General features: G+C 66.3%; 20 protein-coding genes and 1 pseudogene. 10 read left to right on the forward strand and 11 right to left on the reverse strand.

The features are described from left to right. Positions 1–82 precede the first annotated feature (82 nt). The 8 genes from QZM72_RS19830 to QZM72_RS19865 all read left to right on the forward strand — a co-directional run bounded on the left by QZM72_RS19830 (position 83) and on the right by QZM72_RS19865 (position 7,967). Positions 83–1,759 (forward strand): glycosyltransferase family 39 protein, encoded by a 1,677-nt coding sequence (locus tag QZM72_RS19830; RefSeq protein ID WP_089467607.1) that lies wholly within the window; start codon positions 83–85, stop codon positions 1,757–1,759. A gap of 13 nt (positions 1,760–1,772) precedes the next feature. After that, the gene (locus tag QZM72_RS19835; RefSeq protein WP_050013231.1) at positions 1,773–2,144 is read left to right on the forward strand and encodes an EamA family transporter; all 372 of its coding nucleotides are present in this window, start codon (positions 1,773–1,775) and stop codon (positions 2,142–2,144) included. Positions 2,145–2,273: 129 nt separating this feature from the next. After that, a complete protein-coding gene (locus QZM72_RS19840; protein ID WP_301738998.1) occupies positions 2,274–3,425 on the forward strand; it encodes a DegT/DnrJ/EryC1/StrS aminotransferase family protein in 1,152 nt (383 codons plus the stop codon). Between the two features lie 6 nt (positions 3,426–3,431). Beyond that, entirely contained in the window at positions 3,432–4,490 is a 1,059-nt protein-coding gene (locus QZM72_RS19845; protein ID WP_179233393.1) for a glycosyltransferase, read from the forward strand. Then, positions 4,487–5,434 carry a formyltransferase gene (locus tag QZM72_RS19850; RefSeq protein WP_301738999.1) on the forward strand — a complete coding sequence of 316 codons (948 nt, stop codon included), beginning with the start codon at positions 4,487–4,489 and terminating at the stop codon, positions 5,432–5,434. Before QZM72_RS19845 ends, QZM72_RS19850 begins: the two co-directional genes overlap by 4 nt. Then, the gene (locus QZM72_RS19855) at positions 5,431–6,486 is read left to right on the forward strand and encodes a bifunctional UDP-4-keto-pentose/UDP-xylose synthase (RefSeq protein ID WP_301739000.1); all 1,056 of its coding nucleotides are present in this window, start codon (positions 5,431–5,433) and stop codon (positions 6,484–6,486) included. The genes QZM72_RS19850 and QZM72_RS19855 overlap by 4 nt, the downstream gene beginning before the upstream one ends. Before the next feature lie 13 nt (positions 6,487–6,499). Further along, positions 6,500–7,396: a polysaccharide deacetylase family protein gene (locus QZM72_RS19860; protein WP_301739001.1), complete on the forward strand. Its 897-nt coding sequence runs from the start codon at positions 6,500–6,502 to the stop codon at positions 7,394–7,396. Between the two features lie 109 nt (positions 7,397–7,505). Continuing rightward, positions 7,506–7,967: a peroxiredoxin gene (locus QZM72_RS19865; RefSeq protein ID WP_089467611.1), complete on the forward strand. Its 462-nt coding sequence runs from the start codon at positions 7,506–7,508 to the stop codon at positions 7,965–7,967. Positions 7,968–8,180: 213 nt separating this feature from the next. Here QZM72_RS19865 and QZM72_RS19870 read toward each other — a convergent pair. Next, a pseudogene (locus QZM72_RS19870) lies at positions 8,181–8,407 on the reverse strand (hypothetical protein); the annotation flags it as partial. On the opposite strand from QZM72_RS19870, the gene QZM72_RS19875 reads away from it, so the two are divergent. Both QZM72_RS19875 and QZM72_RS19880 read left to right on the forward strand, forming a co-directional pair. Further along, on the forward strand, positions 8,303–10,105 hold the full coding sequence (locus QZM72_RS19875; RefSeq protein WP_301739002.1) for a PhoH family protein: 1,803 nt from the start codon (positions 8,303–8,305) through the stop codon (positions 10,103–10,105). The pseudogene QZM72_RS19870 and the gene QZM72_RS19875 overlap by 105 nt on opposite strands. Before the next feature lie 236 nt (positions 10,106–10,341). Beyond that, positions 10,342–11,430 carry a C40 family peptidase gene (locus QZM72_RS19880; protein WP_301739003.1) on the forward strand — a complete coding sequence of 363 codons (1,089 nt, stop codon included), beginning with the start codon at positions 10,342–10,344 and terminating at the stop codon, positions 11,428–11,430. A gap of 132 nt (positions 11,431–11,562) precedes the next feature. Here QZM72_RS19880 and QZM72_RS19885 read toward each other — a convergent pair whose 3' ends face one another. The 10 genes from QZM72_RS19885 to QZM72_RS19930 all read right to left on the reverse strand — a co-directional run bounded on the left by QZM72_RS19885 (position 11,563) and on the right by QZM72_RS19930 (position 19,181). Next, positions 11,563–12,573, reverse strand: a complete 1,011-nt coding sequence (locus QZM72_RS19885) for an inorganic phosphate transporter (RefSeq protein ID WP_050013240.1) — start codon at positions 12,571–12,573, stop codon at positions 11,563–11,565. A 10-nt stretch (positions 12,574–12,583) separates the two neighbouring features. After that, a complete protein-coding gene (locus QZM72_RS19890; RefSeq protein WP_089467615.1) occupies positions 12,584–13,210 on the reverse strand; it encodes a DUF47 domain-containing protein in 627 nt (208 codons plus the stop codon). A 138-nt stretch (positions 13,211–13,348) separates the two neighbouring features. Continuing rightward, positions 13,349–14,731, reverse strand: coding sequence for a replicative DNA helicase (locus QZM72_RS19895; RefSeq protein WP_006486249.1), 1,383 nt, complete (start codon positions 14,729–14,731; stop codon positions 13,349–13,351). A 142-nt stretch (positions 14,732–14,873) separates the two neighbouring features. Continuing rightward, the gene (gene rplI, locus QZM72_RS19900; RefSeq protein ID WP_006486256.1) at positions 14,874–15,326 is read right to left on the reverse strand and encodes a 50S ribosomal protein L9; all 453 of its coding nucleotides are present in this window, start codon (positions 15,324–15,326) and stop codon (positions 14,874–14,876) included. Positions 15,327–15,353: 27 nt separating this feature from the next. Next, positions 15,354–15,629 carry a 30S ribosomal protein S18 gene (rpsR, locus tag QZM72_RS19905; RefSeq protein ID WP_004193360.1) on the reverse strand — a complete coding sequence of 92 codons (276 nt, stop codon included), beginning with the start codon at positions 15,627–15,629 and terminating at the stop codon, positions 15,354–15,356. Between the two features lie 4 nt (positions 15,630–15,633). Further along, a complete protein-coding gene (gene priB, locus QZM72_RS19910) occupies positions 15,634–15,933 on the reverse strand; it encodes a primosomal replication protein N (protein WP_011549649.1) in 300 nt (99 codons plus the stop codon). Between the two features lie 40 nt (positions 15,934–15,973). Further along, positions 15,974–16,348, reverse strand: a complete 375-nt coding sequence (rpsF, locus tag QZM72_RS19915) for a 30S ribosomal protein S6 (RefSeq protein ID WP_006486255.1) — start codon at positions 16,346–16,348, stop codon at positions 15,974–15,976. Positions 16,349–16,580: 232 nt separating this feature from the next. Then, a complete protein-coding gene (locus QZM72_RS19920) occupies positions 16,581–17,471 on the reverse strand; it encodes an anti-sigma factor (RefSeq protein ID WP_301739004.1) in 891 nt (296 codons plus the stop codon). Continuing rightward, positions 17,461–18,102 (reverse strand): RNA polymerase sigma factor, encoded by a 642-nt coding sequence (locus QZM72_RS19925; protein ID WP_301739005.1) that lies wholly within the window; start codon positions 18,100–18,102, stop codon positions 17,461–17,463. Before QZM72_RS19925 ends, QZM72_RS19920 begins: the two co-directional genes overlap by 11 nt. A gap of 167 nt (positions 18,103–18,269) precedes the next feature. Further along, positions 18,270–19,181 (reverse strand): LysR family transcriptional regulator, encoded by a 912-nt coding sequence (locus QZM72_RS19930; protein WP_089467618.1) that lies wholly within the window; start codon positions 19,179–19,181, stop codon positions 18,270–18,272. Positions 19,182–19,302 lie beyond the last annotated feature (121 nt).

Raw genomic sequence — 19,302 nt, forward strand, 5'->3', positions numbered from 1 at the left:
CCCCCGATCGCCCCGGCCAGACCGCCCGCCCCCGGCGCACCCCGCCGGCGGCCCGTCACACCAACCAACAGGCTGAAAACCCATGAACGATACGCCGTCGAGGCTACCGCTCAATCGCATCACGCTCGTCCTCCTGCTCGTCGCGTTCGCGATCGTCTGGTTCGCGCCGCTCGGGCTGCGCCACCTGATCCCGAGCGACGAAGGCCGCTACGCGGAAATGGCGCGCGAGATGTTCGTCACCGGCGACTGGATCACGCCGCGCTACAACGGCTACAAGTACTTCGAGAAGCCGCCGCTGCAGACCTGGCTGAACGCGCTGACGTTCGCGTGGTTCGGCATCGGCGAATGGCAGGCGCGCCTGTACACCGCCGTTGCGAGCTTCGCCGGCGTGCTGCTCGTCGGCTACACCGGCGCGCGCCTGTTCAATCCGCTGTCGGGCTTCCTCGCGGCCGTCGTGCTGGCCAGCGCGCCGTACTGGAACCTGATGGGCCACTTCAACGCGCTCGATATGGGGCTCGCGTTCTGGATGGCGCTGTCGCTGTGCTCGCTGCTGCTCGCGCAGCGGCCCGGGCTACGCCCCGCCGCGGTGCGCGGCTGGATGTGGGCGTGCTGGGCCGCGATGGCGTTCGCGGTGCTGTCCAAGGGCCTCGTCGGGCTGATCCTGCCGGGCGCCGTGCTCGTGCTGTATACGCTGATCGCGCGCGACTGGGCGCTGTGGAAGCGCCTGTACCTCGTCAGCGGCCTCGTGATCTTCTTCGCGATCGTCACGCCGTGGTTCGTGCTCGTCCAGCAGCGCAACCCCGAATTCTTCAATTTCTTCTTCGTCGTCCAGCAATTCCGCCGGTACCTGACCCCGGAGCAGAACCGCCCGGGCCCGCTGTACTACTTCGTGCCCGTGCTGCTGGTCGGCTTCCTGCCGTGGCTGTCGGTCGCGTGGCAGAGCATCCGCCACGCGCTGCGCATGCCGCGCCAGCCGAACGGTTTCGCGCCGATGCTCGTGCTGCTGATCTGGAGCGCGTTCATCTTCCTGTTCTTCAGCGCGTCGCATTCGAAGCTGATCTCGTACGTGCTGCCGGTCGCGCCGGCGCTCGCGCTGATCATCGGCGCGTACCTGCCGCTGATGACGGCCGACCGCTTCCGCCGCCACCTGCTCGGCTATCTCGTGTTCTTCGTCGCCGCGGCGTTCGGGATCATCTTCCTCGCGTACCAGGGCGACGCCCGCACGCCGAACGCGCTGTACCGCGCGTTCCAGATGTGGCTGTACGCGGGTCTCGCGGTGTCGGCCGCGCTGACGCTCGCGGCCGCATGGCTGAACCGCCGCGCGGGCGTAGCCGCCGCCCTGGCCGCGTTCGGCGCCGCATGGCTCGCGTTCGGGACGATCGGCGGCACCGGGCACGACGAGTTCGGCCGCTACAGCTCGGGCGCGCTGCTCGCGCCGGCCGTGCGTGCCGAACTGGCGAAACTGCCGCCCGACACGCCGTTCTACTCGATCGAAATGCTCGATCACACGTTCCCGTTCTACGTGGGCCACACGACGATCATGGTGCAGCGCCAGGACGAGCTGGCGTTCGGGATCTCGGTCGAGCCGAACAAATGGATCCCGACCGTCGGCGAATGGGTCACGCGCTGGAAGCAAGACGCCCATGCGCTCGCGATCATGCCGCCCGGCCAGTACGACGCGCTGGTCAAGGAAGGCGTGCCGATGCGCGTGATCGCGCGCGACAACCGCCGCGTGATCGTCGAGAAACCGCAATCGTAAGGACGTCCTTCGCATGAATCCCGTTTCGTTCGTCTGCATCATCACCGGCGTGATGCTCAACGCCTGTGCGCAACTTCTGCTGAAAGCCGGCGTCAACGCCGTTGGACACTTCGAATTCAGCCGTGCGAACATCATCCCGGTCGGGTTCAAGATCGCGACCCAGTTGCCGATCATCGGCGGGCTCGGCTGCTACGTGCTGAGCGTCGTCGTATGGATCGTCGGGCTGTCGCGGGTCGACGTGTCGATCGCGTACCCGATGCTGTCGCTCGGCTACGTCGTCAACGCGTTCGCGGCGTGGTACCTGTTCGGCGAGGTGCTGTCGATCCAGAAGTTCGTCGGCATCGGCATCATCCTGATCGGCGTGCTCGTGCTCGCGCGCAGTTGAGCACGGCCGCGGCGTTAAGCGTCCGCCTACAAAAAATCACGGTGCGAATCGGCCAACCGGTGTTTAATGCCGGTTTCGGACGGATCGCCCGACCCTTTTATTACACGCCATTACAGGCCCAACGCGTTCATGAGCCAGACTACCGCTCCGTTTCTGCCGTTCACCCGCCCCGAGATCGATGAGGAAACCATCCAGGGCGTCGTCGACGTGCTGCGCTCGGGCTGGATCACCACCGGCCCGCAGTGCCAGAAATTCGAAGCCGCGCTGTCCGAGTACTGCGGCGGCCGTCCGGTCCGCGCGTTCAATTCGGGCACCTGCACGCTCGAGATCGGCCTGCGCATCGCGGGCGTCGGCCCCGGCGACGAGGTGATCACGACACCGGCGTCGTGGGTCTCGACCAGCAACGTGATCATCGAAACCGGCGCGACGCCCGTGTTCGCGGACATCGATCCCGTCACGCGCAACACCGACCTCGACAAGCTCGAGCAGGCGATCACGCCGCGTACGAAGGCGATCATCCCCGTGTACCTGTCCGGCCTGCCGGTCGACATGGACCGCCTGTACGCGATCGCCCGCGCGCACAACCTGCGCGTGATCGAGGATGCCGCGCAGGCGTTCGGCTCGACGTGGAACGGCAAGCGCATCGGCGCGATCGGCGACATCGTGTCGTTCAGCTTCCACGCGAACAAGAACCTGACGACGATCGAAGGCGGCGCGCTCGTGCTGAACAACGAGGACGAAGCCGTGCTCGCGCAGAAGTACCGGCTGCAGGGCATCACGCGCACCGGCTTCGACGGGATGGACTGCGACGTGCTCGGCGGCAAGTACAACCTGACCGACGTCGCCGCGCGCGTCGGCCTCGGCCAACTGCCGCACATCGAGCGCTTCACCGCGCAGCGCCGCGCGCTCGCCCGCGCGTATTTCGCCGCGTTCGACGGCGGCGCGGCCGTGAAGCTCGGCCTCGGCCTGCCGGTCGCCGAATTCGAGAACGGCAACTGGCACATGTTCCTGGTCACGCTGCCGCTCGAGCGGCTGACGATCACGCGCGCCGAATTCATGGCGCAACTGAAGGAACGCGGCATCGGCACGGGCATCCACTACCCGGCGATCCATCTTTTCACGCTGTACCGTGCGCGCGGTTTCAAGGAGGGCATGTTCCCCCACGCCGAACGGTACGGTGCGTCGACCGTCACGCTGCCGCTGTTTACGCAGATGACGGAAGGCGACGTGCGTCGCGTGGCCGACGCCGTCAATCAGATTTGCGAACAATACGGAAAATAAGCGTACATGAGTCACCTTGAAGCACGCGCCGGGCATCCGGGCGCCGGGCACCCGGGCGCCGCGCACCTGGACGCCGGCCGGCCCGAAGTATCGGTCATCATCCCCGTGTACAACGAGGAAGACGGCCTCGCCGCGCTGTTCGCGCGACTGTATCCGGCGCTCGACGCACTCGACACGTCGTACGAAGTGATCCTGATCAACGACGGCAGCCGCGACCGCTCGGCGGCGATGCTCGCCGATCAGTTCCACGTACGGCCCGACACGACGCGCGTCGTGCTGCTCAACGGCAACTACGGCCAGCACATGGCGATCCTCGCGGGCTTCGCGCAGTCGCGCGGCGAGATCGTGATCACGCTCGACGCCGACCTGCAGAACCCGCCGGAGGAAATCGGCAAGCTGATCGCGAAGATGCGCGAGGGCTACGACTACGTCGGCTCGATCCGCAAGCAGCGCCAGGACAGCCTGTGGCGGCGCAAGGCGTCGCAGATGATGAACCGGCTGCGCGAGCGCATCACGCGCATCAAGATGACCGACCAGGGCTGCATGCTGCGCGCGTACAGCCGCCGCATCATCGACACGATCAACGTGTGCGGCGAAGTCAACACGTTCATCCCCGCGCTCGCGTACACGTTCGCGCAGAACCCGACCGAGATCGAGGTCGCGCACGAGGAGCGCTTCGCGGGCGAATCGAAGTATTCGCTGTACAGCCTGATCCGGCTGAACTTCGACCTCGTGACGGGCTTCTCGGTCGTGCCGCTGCAGTGGCTGTCGTTCATCGGCGTGATCCTGTCGCTCGGCTCCGCGGCGCTGTTCGTGCTGCTGCTCGTGCGCCGCTTCATCGTCGGCGCGGAAGTGCAAGGCGTGTTCACGCTGTTCGCGATCACGTTCTTCCTGCTCGGCGTGATCATCTTCGCGCTCGGCCTGCTCGGCGAATACGTCGGCCGCATCTACCAGCAGGTGCGCGCGCGCCCCCGCTACCTGATCCAGGCCGTGCTCGAGCAGCACGACGGCATGCCGCCGGTGCCGGCCGCCGCGAATCGCCCGGGCCCGGGAGCCGCGCAATGAAGCCGCGCGCGGTCGTCTTCGCATATCACAACGTCGGCGTGCGTTGCCTTCAGGTGCTGCTCGCGCGCGGCGTCGACGTCGCGCTGGTCGTCACGCACGAGGACAATCCGAACGAGAACATCTGGTTCGGCAGCGTCGCGTCCGTCGCGGCCGAGCACGGCATTCCGGTGCTCACGCCGGCCGACCCCGCCGATCCGGCGCTGCGCCGCGCGGTGGCCGACGCGCGGCCCGATTTCATCTTCTCGTTCTACTACCGTCACATGTTGCCGGTGGACCTGCTCGCGATCGCGCCGCGCGGCGCGTACAACATGCACGGTTCGCTGCTGCCGAAATACCGGGGTCGGGTACCGACCAACTGGGCCGTGCTGAACGGCGAGACCGAGACCGGCGCGACGCTGCACGAGATGGCCGCCAAGCCCGACGCGGGCGCGATCGTCGCGCAGACCGCGGTGCCGATCCTGCCGGACGATACGGCCGCGCAGGTGTTCGACAAGGTCACGGTGGCCGCCGAACAGACGCTGTGGCGCGTGCTGCCCGCGCTGCTCGCGGGCGAGGCGCCGCACCTGCCGAACGATCTCGCGACCGGCAGCTACTACGGCGGGCGCAAGCCCGAGGACGGCCGCGTCGACTGGTCGAAGCCGGCCGCGCAGGTTTACAACCTGGTGCGCGCGGTCGCGCCCCCGTATCCGGGCGCCTTCACGGACATCGACGGCGCGCGCTTCATCATCGCGCGTGCGCGCCTCGCGGCGCCCGGCAGCGCGGCAGCGGCCGCCGCGGCAGATTTGCCGCCCGGCCTGCACGTAAGCGATAATGCGCTATTCGGCGTCTGCGGCGACAGCCGCGCCCTATCCATTCTCGAACTCCGGCAGCAGCGCGACGGCAGCGAAACCGTCGTGACGCCCGCGGAATTCGCGCAGTTCATTCATTCTTCCCGTCATTCATGAAAGCAAAAAAAGTCCTGATCCTGGGTGTGAACGGCTTCATCGGCCATCACCTGTCGAAGCGCATTCTTGAAACCACCGATTGGGAAGTGTTCGGCATGGACATGCAGACCGACCGGCTGGGCGACCTCGTCAACCACGAGCGGATGCATTTCTTCGAAGGCGACATCACGATCAACAAGGAGTGGGTCGAGTATCACGTGAAGAAGTGCGACGTGATCCTGCCGCTCGTCGCGATCGCCACGCCGGCCACCTACGTCCAGCAGCCGCTGCGCGTGTTCGAACTCGACTTCGAGGCGAACCTGCCGATCGTGCGTTCGGCCGTCAAGTACGGCAAGCACCTCGTGTTCCCGTCGACCTCCGAGGTCTACGGCATGTGCTCGGACGAGCAGTTCGACCCGGACGCGTCGGCGCTCACCTACGGCCCGATCAACAAGCCGCGCTGGATCTACGCGTGCTCGAAGCAGCTGATGGACCGCGTGATCTGGGGCTACGGGATGGAAGGCCTGAACTTCACGCTGTTCCGTCCGTTCAACTGGATCGGCCCGGGCCTCGACTCGATCTACACGCCGAAGGAAGGCAGCTCGCGCGTGGTCACGCAGTTCCTCGGCCACATCGTGCGCGGCGAGAACATCAGCCTCGTCGACGGCGGCTCGCAGAAGCGCGCGTTCACCGATATCGGCGACGGCATCAGCGCGCTGATGAAGATCATCGACAACAAGGACGGCGTCGCGTCGGGCAAGATCTACAACATCGGGAATCCGAAGAACAACTTCTCGGTTCGCGAACTCGCGCACAAGATGCTCGAACTGGCGGCGGAATTCCCCGAGTACGCCGATTCGGCCAAGCAGGTGAAGCTCGTCGAAACGACGTCCGGCGCCTACTACGGCAACGGCTACCAGGACGTGCAGAACCGCGTGCCGAAGATCGAGAACACGATGCAGGAACTCGGCTGGGCGCCGCAAGCGACGTTCGACGACGCGCTGCGCAACATCTTCGAAGCGTATCGCGGCCACGTCGCCGACGCGCGCGCGCTCGTCGAACAGCAAGGCTGATCGGGACGTTCGCTTGGCTCGCATCGTCCTCAAGATCGACGTCGACACGCTGCGCGGCACGCGCGAAGGCGTGCCGAACCTCGCGCGCATCTTCGACCGCTTCAACGCGCGCGCGACTTTCCTCTTCAGTCTCGGGCCCGATCACACGGGCTGGGCGCTGCGACGCGTGTTCCGCCCGGGCTTCCTGAAGAAGGTGTCGCGCACGTCGGTGGTCGAACACTACGGCGTGAAGCAGCTGATGTACGGCGTGCTGCTGCCCGGCCCCGACATCGGCCGCCGCGCGATCGCCGACATGCGCGCGATTCACGAGGCCGGCTTCGAATGCGGGATCCACACGTGGGATCACGTGGTCTGGCAGGACAACGTGCGCGCACGCGATCGCGACTGGACCGCGCGTGAAATGCAGAAGAGTCACGCGCGCTTCGTCGAGATCTTCGGCGCGCCGCCCGTCACGCACGGCGCGGCCGGCTGGCAGATGAACGACGCCGCGTTCGAGCAGATCGACGCATGGGGGATGCGCTACGCGTCCGACGGTCGCGGCCATTCGCCGTACCTGCCCGTCGTCGGCGGCCGCACGCTGTCGCACGTGCAGATGCCGACCACGCTGCCGACGCTCGACGAAGTGCTCGGCGTCGACGGCATCGACACGCACAACGTCGCCGCGCACATCCTCCAGTTCACCGAAACCAATCCGCACGACCAGGTGTTCACGCTGCATGCGGAGCTGGAAGGCCAGAAGCTCGCGCCCGTGTTCGAGCAACTGCTCGCCGGCTGGCGCGCGCAAGGCCATACGTTCGCGACGATGGGCGACTACCACGCGACGCTGGACCGCGGCTCGCTGCCATCGTACCCTGTCGCGTGGGGCGAAATCCCCGGTCGCTCCGGCGAACTGGTCGTCCAGCCCGACTGAGTCCGCGCGCGAGCCGGCGTCGCCGCTCCGCCCTTGCGGCGCGCTGCCGCGACGCCCCGCCGAACCGCGCCGCCGCAGCGGCGCCATTCCATAACAACAGGAGAAACACGTGTCCGTCGAAGTTGACCGTCAAGTTCCCGATTTCACCGCACCGGCCACGGGCGGCGACATTTCGCTGTCCGGCCTGAAGGGCAAGAAGCTCGTGCTGTACTTCTATCCGAAGGACAACACGCCCGGCTGCACGACCGAAGGGCTGCAGTTCCGCGATCTCTATCCGAAGTTCAAGAAAGCCGGCGCGGAAGTCATCGGCGTGTCGCGCGACAGCCTGCGCTCGCACGACAATTTCAAGGCCAAGCTCGAGCTGCCGTTCCCGCTGATCTCCGATGCCGACGAAGCGCTGTGCGCGTTGTTCGATGTCATCAAGATGAAGAAAATGTATGGCAAGGAAGTACGCGGAATCGAGCGCTCGACGTTCCTGCTCGACGCCGACGGCGTGCTCCGCCAGGCATGGCGCGGCATCAAGGTACCGGGTCACGTGGACGACGTGCTAAAGGCTGTACAAGCGCTTTGAGGCGCGTTATATTGGGCCGCAATGAATGCCCGTTCGCCCCATATTTCTCGTAGCTGCGCCGGTGCCCGTTGCATTGTCTCCCGGCACCTGACGCGCATCACGACGGCATCAGCCGAGCCGCATGTCCCTGTCGACGGGGCAGCGGCTTTTTTTATGGAACGCGCGCCGGCCCTCCCCGGTCCGGCCTTTACCGCATCGAGGAGCTGATCGACACTTAGGCGAACCGGCTAGACGAAATTCCTGTGCGCCACCGCGCGCAAACTGCATGCGTCTACGTCACGCAGGATGCGATCAGCGGCGCACGCCATGCGACACGATTCCTCCCGAGGGACACCATGCCTTTGCCTACTCCCCCCAGCAAGCTCGGCAGCCTGCTGCCGCCCGACGAATACAAGGCGAAAGCGCGGCCCGCGAAAGCCGCGAAGAAATCCGCCGAAGGGGACGCATCCACAGCCGGTGACTATGGTCCGGCCAGCGTGGCCCAACCGATGATCGAAGCCGCGAACACGGCCGCGCCGCTGCGCGCCGTCGCGTCTTCGGCGCCCGACGCCGCGAGCACACCCGCGCGCGGCCGCAAGACCAAACAAACGGCCGCGCTGCTGCAGCCGCTGCAGGCGCCCGCCGAAACCGCGGCGCCGGTCGTCGCACGCAACGACAAGCCGGCCGCCGGCAAACCGGCCGCCGCGCCCGCGCGCGATGCCGGCGCCGCGACGAAGTCGCGCAGCCGCAAGCCCGCCGAAACCGAACAGCAGAAACTGTTCGTGCTCGACACCAACGTGCTGATGCACGACCCGAGCAGCCTCTTCCGCTTCGAGGAACACGACGTCTATCTGCCGATGATGACGCTCGAGGAACTCGACAACCACAAGAAGGGGATGTCCGAAGTCGCGCGCAACGCCCGCCAGGTCAGCCGCACGCTCGACGCGCTCGTCGCCGACGGCGGCCCGATCACGGGCGGTATTCCGCTGTCGCGCCTCGGCAGCCGCGACGCGCTCGGCCGCCTGTACTTCCAGACGAAGCTCGCCGACATCGCGCCCGTCGAAGGCCTGCCCGAAGGCAAGGCCGACAACCAGATCCTCGGCGTCGTGCGCGCGCTGCAGCGCGACCGGCCCGACCGTCAGGTCGTGCTGGTGTCGAAAGACATCAACATGCGGATCAAGGCGCACGCACTCGGCCTGCCCGCGGAGGACTACTTCAACGACCAGGTGCTCGAGGATTCGGATCTCCTGTACAACGGCGTGCGCGAACTGCCGCAGGATTTCTGGACCAGGCATGCGAAGGGCATGGAGAGCTGGCAGGACACGAAGACGGGCACCACGTACTACCGCGTGACCGGCCCGCTCGTCGCGTCGATGCTCGTCAACGAGTTCGTCTATCTCGAGCCGCAGAACGGCGAACCGACGTTCCATGCGATCGTCCGCGAGTTGAACGGCAAGACGGCGCTGTTGCAGACGCTGCGCGACTACAGCCACCACAAGAACAACGTGTGGGGCATCACCGCGCGCAATCGCGAGCAGAATTTCGCGCTGAACCTGCTGATGAACCCCGAGATCGACTTCGTCACGCTGCTCGGCCAGGCCGGCACCGGCAAGACGCTCGTCGCGCTCGCGGCCGGCCTCGCCCAGGTGCTCGACGACAAGCGCTACAACGAGATCATCGTGACGCGCGCGACCGTGCCCGTCGGCGAGGACATCGGTTTCCTGCCCGGCACCGAGGAAGAGAAGATGCAGCCGTGGATGGGCGCATTCGACGACAACCTCGAAGTGCTGCAGAAGACCGACGACGCGGCCGGCGAATGGGGCCGTGCCGCGACGCAGGAGCTGATCCGCTCGCGTCTGAAGGTGAAGAGCATGAACTTCATGCGCGGCCGCACGTTCGTCGACAAGTATCTGATCATCGACGAGGCGCAGAACCTGACGCCGAAGCAGATGAAGACGCTCGTCACGCGCGCGGGCCCCGGCACGAAGATCGTGTGCCTCGGCAACATCGCGCAGATCGACACGCCTTATCTGACCGAAGGCAGCTCGGGCCTGACCTACGTCGTCGACCGCTTCAAGGGCTGGGGCCATAGCGGCCACGTGACCCTCGCACGCGGCGAACGCTCGCGGCTCGCCGACTACGCGTCGGACATTCTGTAACGCGCCCGCCGGCCGATCGGCCGGCTTTCGACGCCACGCGGCGCTCCATTTTCGGAGCGCCGTTTTTATTTGGGGTCGAATACCGAGGTAACACTTCGTCACGCAACAACCCCGTTTACGCGCGAAACTTCAAGTAAATTCTCAAGAATGGTTGCTTAAGCCCCGCCGGAGCGTCTACCATCGGGTCTGTCTGTTGTCATACGATTCGCGAGCGCGTCGCGCTCGCCCGCCTTGCCATGCTTCGAATCTGGGTTCCCGTCGCCGTCGTCTCCCTGCTTGCGGCCTGTTCCAGCGTGCCGCCGCAGTCGGCATCGCGTTCCGCGTCGGGCATGAAGATCACGACGCCGCGTGCGTTCCCGGCGCCCGCCAATTTCCCGAAATTCGTCGACCACAGCGTCGGTCAGGAAGAAATCTCGATCCAGGCGATGAGCCTCGTCGGCGTCCCGTATCGCTGGGGCGGCAACACGCCGACGAGCGGCTTCGACTGCAGCGGGCTCGTGCGCTACGTGATCGGACGCGCGGCCGACGTGAACCTGCCGCGCACGACCGCCGACATGAGCGGCCGCGGCGTGTCGGTCGAACCCGACGAGATCGCGCCGGGCGACCTGATTTTCTTCAATACGACCGGGCGGCCGCATTCGCACGTCGGTATCTATGTCGGCAAGCTGCGCTTCGTCAACGCGCCGTCGACAGGCGGCACCGTGCGGCTCGACTATCTGACGAACCCGTACTGGGCCAAGCGATTCGACGGCATTCGCCGCGTCGCGCCGCCGCGCTCGGCCCCGACGCCGTTCGATGCACCGACCTACGAGGCCAAGCGCGACGCGCCGCGCAATGCGCCGGCGGTCGCGGCCGCTCCGGTGGTCGTGACGGCCGCGGCCACGCCGCGACAGTCGGCGACCGTGCCGTCGCAAGCGAGAGCGACGCAGGCGCAGGCATTCGCGCCGAGCACGCCCGTCGTGACGGCTGCCGCAACTGCCCCGGCAGCCCAGACCGCCGATCCGTACGAACCGCCGCCACCGCGGATGCGGACGGCCCAGCAGCAGGCCACGTCGGCAAATGACGACGCGACCGCGATGACGGCCAATGCCGCACCGGCCGCGCCGGCGGAAGTCGGCACGCAGATTCCGACGACCGCGCTGACGGCCGCCCAGGCCGCCGCGTTCGATGCCGAACCGCCGCCCGCTGCCGCGTCGGCGCCCCCACGCAGTATCGAGCCCACGCCCGTTCAGGTGTGGCGTGCGTCGACGCAATCCGCGCCCGTCAGCCCGCGTACGAGTACGGCTGACGATCCAATCGCGCGGTTCGCGAACGGCAGTTACTGAGCGGTTGCCCGAACCCCAACCGCCGCGACGTTGGCGGCATCCCCCCCTCCATCTCGGCGCCGCCCCCAAAGAAAATGCGCCGCAGCCTTTCGGCTTGCGGCGCATTTCAGGTCGATCCGGCAGCGTCGGCGCTCAGAAGATCTGATGCCCGAGCCACCACCCGCCGGCCGCGAACAGCGCGGCCGCCGGCAGCGTCAGCACCCACGCCCACACGATGTTGCCGGCGACGCCCCAGCGCACGGCCGACAACTTCTGCGTCGCGCCGACCCCGACGATCGCGCCGGTAATTGTGTGCGTGGTCGACACCGGAATGCCGAGGAACGACGCGACGAACAGCGTGATCGCACCGCCGCTTTCCGCGCAGAAGCCGCCAACCGGCTTGAGCTTCGTGATCTTCTGGCCCATCGTGCGCACGATGCGCCAGCCGCCGAACAGCGTGCCGAGGCCCATCGACAGGTAGCATGCGCCGATCACCCATGCCGGCGGCGCATCGGCGGTGGCCGACGCGTAGCCGCTCGCGATCAGCAGCATCCAGATGATACCGATCGTCTTCTGTGCGTCGTTGCCGCCATGGCCCAGGCTGTACAGGCCGGCCGACAGCAGCTGCAGCCGGCGGAAGCGCCGGTCGACCTTGCTGGGCGCGGTACGGAAATACAGCCACGACACGCCGAGCATGAACAGCGAACCGAGGATGAAACCGAGCAGCGGCGAAATGAAGATGAACGCGATCGTCTTCAACAGACCGTCGACGTTCAGCGCACCCCAGCCGGACTTCGCGAGCGCCGCGCCGACGAGGCCGCCGATCAGTGCGTGCGACGAGCTCGACGGAATCCCGTAGTACCAGGTAATCACGTTCCAGCCGATCGCACCGACCAGCGCGCCGAACACGACGTAATGGTCGACGATCTCGGGATCGATCGTGCCTTTACCGACGGTCTGCGCGACTTTCAGGTGGAAGATGAAGTACGCGATCACGTTGAACGCGGCCGCGAACACCACGGCCTGCTGGGGCTTCAGCACCCCGGTCGACACGACGGTGGCGATCGAGTTCGCCGCGTCGTGAAAGCCGTTCATGAAGTCGAATACGAGCGCGACGAGCACCAGCGTCGCGACCATCCATAGGGCGAGTTGTATCGAATGCATCGTGGTCCGCTCAGGCGTTTTCCAGCACGATGCCTTCGATGATGTTCGCGACGTCCTCGCACTTGTCGGTGATCTCCTCGAGCAGCTCGTAGATCGCCTTCAGCTTGATGAGCGTCTTCACGTCGTCTTCCTCGCGGAACAGCTTCGACATGGCCGAGCGCAGCACGCGGTCGGCCTCCGACTCCCAGCGGTCGATTTCCTCGCACTGCTTGAGGATCTGCGCCGACTGCTTCATGTCGGACAGCAGGCCGACGGCCTGCTGCACGTGTTGCGCCGACTGCGTGACGATGTGCGCGAGCTGGCTCGCCTCCGACGTGACGGACTGCACGTCGTACAGCGACACGGCCGTCGCGACGTCTTCCATCAGGTCGAGGATGTCGTCCATCGTCGTGATCAGCTTGTGGATCTCGTCGCGATCGAGCGGCGTGATGAAGGTCTTGTGCAGCAGATCGATCGCCTCGTGCGTGAGCTTGTCGGCGGCCTTCTCGGCGATTTGCACGTTTTGCTTGTGAATCTCGGCGTCGGCGAGATTGTCGATCAGCAGTTCGAGCTCGCGGCCACCGGAAACGATGTGCTTCGCGTGCGCGTTGAAGAGTTCAAAGAACTTGCCCTCGGTGGGCATGAATCGACCGAACATGGGATTCCTGAGAGATTGTCAAACTACTGTCACGAAAACGGGCGACATTGTACCGGTTTCGGTCGCGACGCGACGTGCGCATATGCGCACGCCGGGATGGGATACAACAATTGGCGAAATAGATGTTTACAACCGGCGTTACTCGCCGTAGAAAGTTTGCGCCCCGGCAAAATTGTCGAACTTCGTGTATTGCCCCAGGAACGTGAGCCGAACGGGCCCGATCGGGCCGTTACGCTGCTTGCCGATGATGATTTCGGCCGTCCCCTTGTCAGGGCTGTCCGGATTGTAGACCTCATCGCGATAAATGAACAGGATCACGTCCGCATCCTGTTCGATTGCGCCCGATTCGCGCAAATCCGACATCACCGGACGCTTGTTCGGGCGCTGTTCGAGGCCGCGGTTCAGCTGCGACAGCGCGATCACCGGCACGTCGAGTTCCTTCGCGAGACTCTTCAGCGATCGCGATATTTCCGAAATTTCGGTCGCGCGGTTCTCGCCCTGCGACGAACCCGACATCAGTTGCAGGTAGTCGACGATGATCAGGCCGAGCTTGCCGCACTGCCGCGCCAGGCGCCGCGCGCGCGAGCGCAGTTCCATCGGGTTCAACCCGCCCGTCTCGTCGATGAACAGCTGCGCCTCGCTCATCTTCTGCACCGCGTGCGTCAGTTTCGGCCAGTCCTCGTCGGTCAGGCGGCCGGTACGCATCCGGTGCTGGTCGAGCCGGCCGATCGAGCCGAGCATACGCATCACGAGCTGGGTGCCCGGCATTTCCATCGAGAACACCGCGACCGGCAACCCGTACTCGACCGCGACGTATTCGCCGATGTTCATCGAGAAGGCCGTCTTACCCATCGACGGTCTTCCGGCCACGATGATCAGCTCGCCGCCATGCATCCCCGACGTCATCCGGTCGAGGTCGACGAAGCCGGTCGGCGTGCCGGTGACGTCGCTCGGGTTCGCGGTGTGATACAGCGTGTCGATGCGCTCGACCACCTGCGTGAGCAGCGGGCCGATCTCGAGGAAGCCCTGGTTGCCGCGCGCGCCCTCTTCGGCGATCGAGAACACCTTCGATTCGGCTTCGTCGAGCAGCTGGCGGACTTCCTTGCCCTGCGGATTGAAGGCGTCGGCCGAGATCTCGTCGGCGACCGACACCAGCCGGCGCAGCACCGCGCGGTCGCGCACGATTTCCGCGTAGCGGCGGATGTTCGCCGCGCTCGGCGTGTTCTGCGCGAGCGCGTTCAAGTACGCGAGCCCGCCGACGTCGTCGGCCTTGCCGGACGTGGTCAGCGCTTCGTACACGGTCACGACGTCGGCCGGGCGCGTCGACGCGATCAGGCGGCCGATGTGCTCGTAGATGATCCGGTGGTCGTAGCGGTAGAAGTCGCCCTGCGACAGGAAATCGGCAATCCGGTCCCATGCCGCGTTGTCGAGCAACAGGCCGCCGAGCACCGACTGCTCGGCTTCCACCGAATGCGGCGGGACTTTCAGCGATTCGATTTGGGGATCTTGCGGCGCGTTCATGGGTTGGGATTATCGCGAATAGATGGCGGCAGCGCTACCACCGCTTGCCGGCGAGCGGGCAACAAAAAAGGCAGGCCCCGGTTACCCGGGCGCCTGCCCTTGTCCGGACGGCGGAAGCCGCCCGGCAAGCTTGCGTCTGCGCTTACGCGTGGTCGCCGATCACGTTGATCGTGACGTCGACGACGACGTCCGTGTGCAGCGCGACTTGCACGTTGTGCTCGCCGATCATCTTCAGCGGGCCTTCCGGCATGCGCACTTGCAGCTTCTCGACTTCGTAGCCTGCCTTCTTCAGCAGTTCCGCGACGTCGCCGTTCGTGACCGAGCCGAACAGACGGCCGTCGACGCCCGACTTCTGCGTGATTTCGAACGACTGGCCGTTCAGCTTCTCGCCGACCGCCTGCGATGCCGCCAGCTTTTCAGCGGCGATCTTTTCGAGTTCAGCGCGGCGCACTTCGAATTCGGCGATCGCTTCCTTCGTTGCACGGCGAGCCTTGCGGTTCGGGATCAGGAAGTTGCGGGCGTAACCGTCCTTGACCTTGACGATGTCGCCGAGGTTGCCCAGATTGGCGACTTTTTCCAACAGAATGATTTGCATTCGAATTCTCCTTATTGCGTCGCCTGATTACGCCTTGTGCTGATCGGTGTACGGCAGCAGCGCGAGGAAACGCGCACGCTTGATCGCCGTATCCAGCTGACGCTGATAGTGCGCCTTCGTACCCGTCAGGCGAGCCGGCGTGATCTTGCCGTTTTCGCCGATGAAGTCCTTCAGCGTTTCCGTGTCCTTGTAGTCGATCTGCTCGACGCCGGCAGCCGTGAAACGGCAGAACTTCTTGCGCTTGAAGAGCGGGTTTTGTTGCTGACGACGCTTGTCGAATTTCTTACCAGTCGGGCGGGCCATGATTTCAGTCCTTTCCTGTGTCCTGCAATGCAGTGATGTGAAACACCAAGGTTCTCGCGTTGCGGCTTTTCTTGGCCAGGAAGCCCGTGAACAGCGTTTCGACGCCCATTTCACGACTTTCCAGCTTGCCGCTCGCCTCACCGGCCGCCACCGCCTCGATCGTCATTTCGACCTGACGGGGAATGCCTGCTTCGACGACTTCCGTGCGGTGATGCAACGTGGCGCTTGCGATCGGAACACCAGCCGGCGTATATCGCACCGGTGCGCGTTCGACGACGCTCGCCGTCAATTGCAACCTGTTCACGTGAGTGGCGCGCTCCTTGATGGCTTAATAAGTGACGAACTTAAGCCTGCGCTTCGGCCGGCTGAGCAGCAGCCGCCTTCTTGGCTTCTTCGCGCTGAACTTCCTTCATCATCGGCGACGGGCCGGTTTCGGCCTTCTTCATCTTGACGATGAGGTGACGCAGCACGGCGTCGTTGAACTTGAACGCGTGTTCGAGTTCGTCGAGCGTCGTCTGGTCGCACTCGATGTTCATGCAGACGTAGTGAGCCTTCGCGAGTTTCTCGATCATGTAGGCCAGCTGGCGACGGCCCCAGTCTTCGACACGGTGGATCTGGCCGCCGTGCGACGTGATCGTGGACTTGTAGCGCTCGATCATCGCGGGCACCTGCTCGCTTTGATCCGGGTGCACGATGAATACGATTTCGTAATGACGCATTACACACTCCTTGTGGATTAAAGCCACCCGGGCGTCTGAACCGGTGTGGCAAGTGAGAAGCCGAAGATTTTAACCCGGTTACGGGGCACATGCAAGGCCAATCGACGATTCGCCACCGGATTCGGCCGTGTTTTCAAAGACTTGAGCAGGTATTGCCCCGGCAAGCGGCGATGGCACGGCCTCGCGAGGGCCGGGGTCGGAACGTCAATGCGCCCGCCCGCCGCCGCCACGGTCATTCGTCAGGCGCGCCGGCAAGCCGCGCATCGAGCGCCGTGCGGAACGCCGCGAGCGCCGACGGCTCGGCGTCGGTCACGGCCCACCACGTCATGCCGGCCGCGTTCCAGCGATCCAGCGCATAGCCCTGCGACACGGTCGCGTAAGGGGCCGCCGGCCGTTCGCCCGCCGGCTGCACGTAGACGTCGACCACGTGCTGCCGGTGGCGATAGACGAGCACCGCGACACGGCGCCGCCCGACGTAATCGAGCCGGCCGCCGACCAGTGCGAAACCGTCCTTGGCGAGATCCTCGACCGGCGGCGCGTAATCGAGCCGGCCGTTGAACCACGGCTTGACCGTGTGCTGGTCGGTCGAGATCACGTCGATGTCGCGCGCCGACAGGTCGGCCCGCACGTGGCTTGCGACCAGTTCGTCGACCGTTCGGTCGGTGTCCGCGTGGCGGGCGGACCACGCCATGCCGCCCGCCGCCGCGACCGCCATCAGCAACGCGACGCCCCAGCCGAGGCCCGGCCACGCGGCCACGCGCGGGCCGGCGCCGACCGGGCCCGGTCGTGCCGGCCCGCCCCGCCCGGCCAGCCACGAGAACCATTCGCGTCCGGGCGGCGGCCGCCGCGGCGACGGGGGCTCGGGCCGCGGCTCGGATCGCGACGGTTCGTGAACAGGCGCGACCGCTGCCGGCAGGCTCGCGAGAATGCTCGCCCGCAGTGCGTCCGGCGCGCGGTGATAATCGGCCTGCCGCACCGCCTGCACCAGCGTGACGATCCGCGCGCGTTCGCGCCGGCACGCCTCGCACCCTTCGACATGCTGCTGGACCCGCAACGCATCGGGCGCCGACAGCTCGCGGTCGACGTCCGCGTCCAGCAACGCTCGCGCTTCGTTACAGTCCATCGATCGCCTCCGATGCGGTTCCGCCCGCCGACGCACGGCCCGGCCGGCCTTCGGTCGTCGGCGCCGGCTCGCCGCCCAGCAGCGCGGCGAGCTTGCGCCGGCCGCGTGCGAGCCGCGACATCACCGTGCCGACCGGCACGTCCGCGATCGCCGCGATCTCGCGGTAGCTCAGGTCTTCCATTTCGCGCAGCACGAGCACCTCGCGGTATTCGGTCGGCAGCTTCGCGAGCGCCGCGTTCACGAGCCGCACGTTCTCGCCGCGCAGCAGGTGCGCGAGCGGGTCCTCCGTCGCCGGCTGCCAGTCGTCGGGCACGTCGGCGTCGTCGAGCGTGTCGGGCAGCGCGACCTCGTGCGCATGCGTGCGCCGCCGCCATTCGGTGTACCAGGTGTGGCGCACGATCATCAGCAGCCACGGCCGCGCGTTGTCGCCGCGACACGAATCGACGAAGCGCAGCGCGCGCATGCACGCGTCTTGCACGACGTCGTCCGCGTCGCCGGCGCTGCCGCTCAGCCAGCGCGCGAGGTTGTAAGCGGCGTCGAGATGCGGCAGCACGAGCGCGCGAAACCGCTCGCCGCGCGCGAGCGCATCGTCCGCCGCCCGTTCATCGACCGCCTGTCCGGCTTGCCCCACATGGCCTCCCTGGTCCCGGCGGCCGACGCCGCGCCCGTTCCGCGCACGGCGCCCGGACAGACCGGCAACGTGCGCGCTCGATGACCTTACCGCTGCTGCGTCGAGTTTATTCCCGCGCCGCGTGCATGAAGCGTAAAAAATCGCCGGGCGGCCGGGCGGGCCGCCCGTTACGGCGTGGTGCTCCAGTAGCCGGGGCGCGCGTACGCTTCGCGCAGGTAGTCGATGAAGTAGCGCACGCGCGCCGGCACGTAGCGCTGCTGCGGGTAGACCGCGAGGATGTCGTAGTCGGGCAGCGCGTAGTCGTCGAGCACGGTCTCGAGTTCGCCCGTCTCGAGCTGCGCGGCGATTTCCCACGTCGAGCGCCAGCCGAGCCCGAGCCCTTCGGCCACCCAGCGGTGCAGCAGCTCGCCGTCGTTGCAGTCGAGATTGCCGGTCACGCGCATCGTCGCGATCTTGCCGTGGCGCTGGAAATACCAGCCGCGGTTCTGCCCGCCCTGCAGGTTGAACGCGAGACAGTTGTGCTTGAGCAGGTCGTCGAGCGACTTCGGGCGGCCGTGCTGACGGAAATAGTCGGGCGTGCCGCACACGACGCGCCGGTTCGACGCGAGCTTCACCGCGACGAAGTTCGGATCGACCGCGCCGCCGATCCGGATCGACAGGTCGTAGCCTTCGCGCACCAGGTCGACGACGCGGTCGGTCAGGTTGAACGACAGCTGCATCTCCGGCTTGTCGGCCAGGAAGCCAGGCGCGTGCGGCGCGACGTGCTTGCGCCCGAACGCGGCCGGCGCCGACACGATCAGGTGCCCGCTGACCGCGCGCCGCCCGGCGGCCAGCTCGTTCTCGGCCTGATCCCATTCGGACAGCAGCCCGCGGCAACGCTCGAGAAACGCGGCGCCCTCCTCGCTGACCACCAGCCGCCGCGTCGAGCGGTACATCAGCTTCACGCCGAGGCGCTTCTCCAGCGCGTCGATGCGCCGCCCGAGCACCACCGGCGACACACCCTCCTCGAGCGCCGCCGCCGCGAGGCTGCCTGCATCGGCCACCCGCACGAACGTCTCGATCTGCTTGAAACGATCCATCTGCTGTCTCCATCCGGCTCCGGCACCGGCGGGAAGCCCCGTCCGGCCGTCATTCCATACTTTTAGTTTCGAAATAAGCGACTTCGGCTGATCTTATCAAACCTTTCCTGCATCCCTAAAG

Origin of the sequence: Burkholderia sp. AU45388 (assembly GCF_030481585.1) — a bacterium.
Lineage (GTDB): Bacteria > Pseudomonadota > Gammaproteobacteria > Burkholderiales > Burkholderiaceae > Burkholderia > Burkholderia sola.

Bases quoted from the DNA above. Each gene is read 5' to 3' on its own strand.
- QZM72_RS19830 (WP_089467607.1), top strand. From the start codon at position 83: ATGAACGATACGCCGTCGAGGCTACCGCTCAATCGCATCACGCTCGTC.
- QZM72_RS19835 (WP_050013231.1), top strand. From the start codon at position 1,773: ATGAATCCCGTTTCGTTCGTCTGCATCATCACCGGCGTGATGCTCAAC.
- QZM72_RS19840 (WP_301738998.1), top strand. From the start codon at position 2,274: ATGAGCCAGACTACCGCTCCGTTTCTGCCGTTCACCCGCCCCGAGATC.
- QZM72_RS19845 (WP_179233393.1), top strand. From the start codon at position 3,432: ATGAGTCACCTTGAAGCACGCGCCGGGCATCCGGGCGCCGGGCACCCG.
- QZM72_RS19850 (WP_301738999.1), top strand. From the start codon at position 4,487: ATGAAGCCGCGCGCGGTCGTCTTCGCATATCACAACGTCGGCGTGCGT.
- QZM72_RS19855 (WP_301739000.1), top strand. From the start codon at position 5,431: ATGAAAGCAAAAAAAGTCCTGATCCTGGGTGTGAACGGCTTCATCGGC.
- QZM72_RS19875 (WP_301739002.1), top strand. From the start codon at position 8,303: ATGCCTTTGCCTACTCCCCCCAGCAAGCTCGGCAGCCTGCTGCCGCCC.
- QZM72_RS19880 (WP_301739003.1), top strand. From the start codon at position 10,342: ATGCTTCGAATCTGGGTTCCCGTCGCCGTCGTCTCCCTGCTTGCGGCC.
- QZM72_RS19885 (WP_050013240.1), bottom strand. From the start codon at position 12,573: ATGCATTCGATACAACTCGCCCTATGGATGGTCGCGACGCTGGTGCTC.
- QZM72_RS19890 (WP_089467615.1), bottom strand. From the start codon at position 13,210: ATGTTCGGTCGATTCATGCCCACCGAGGGCAAGTTCTTTGAACTCTTC.
- QZM72_RS19895 (WP_006486249.1), bottom strand. From the start codon at position 14,731: ATGAACGCGCCGCAAGATCCCCAAATCGAATCGCTGAAAGTCCCGCCG.
- rplI (WP_006486256.1), bottom strand. From the start codon at position 15,326: ATGCAAATCATTCTGTTGGAAAAAGTCGCCAATCTGGGCAACCTCGGC.
- rpsR (WP_004193360.1), bottom strand. From the start codon at position 15,629: ATGGCCCGCCCGACTGGTAAGAAATTCGACAAGCGTCGTCAGCAACAA.
- rpsF (WP_006486255.1), bottom strand. From the start codon at position 16,348: ATGCGTCATTACGAAATCGTATTCATCGTGCACCCGGATCAAAGCGAG.
- QZM72_RS19920 (WP_301739004.1), bottom strand. From the start codon at position 17,471: ATGGACTGTAACGAAGCGCGAGCGTTGCTGGACGCGGACGTCGACCGC.
- QZM72_RS19930 (WP_089467618.1), bottom strand. From the start codon at position 19,181: ATGGATCGTTTCAAGCAGATCGAGACGTTCGTGCGGGTGGCCGATGCA.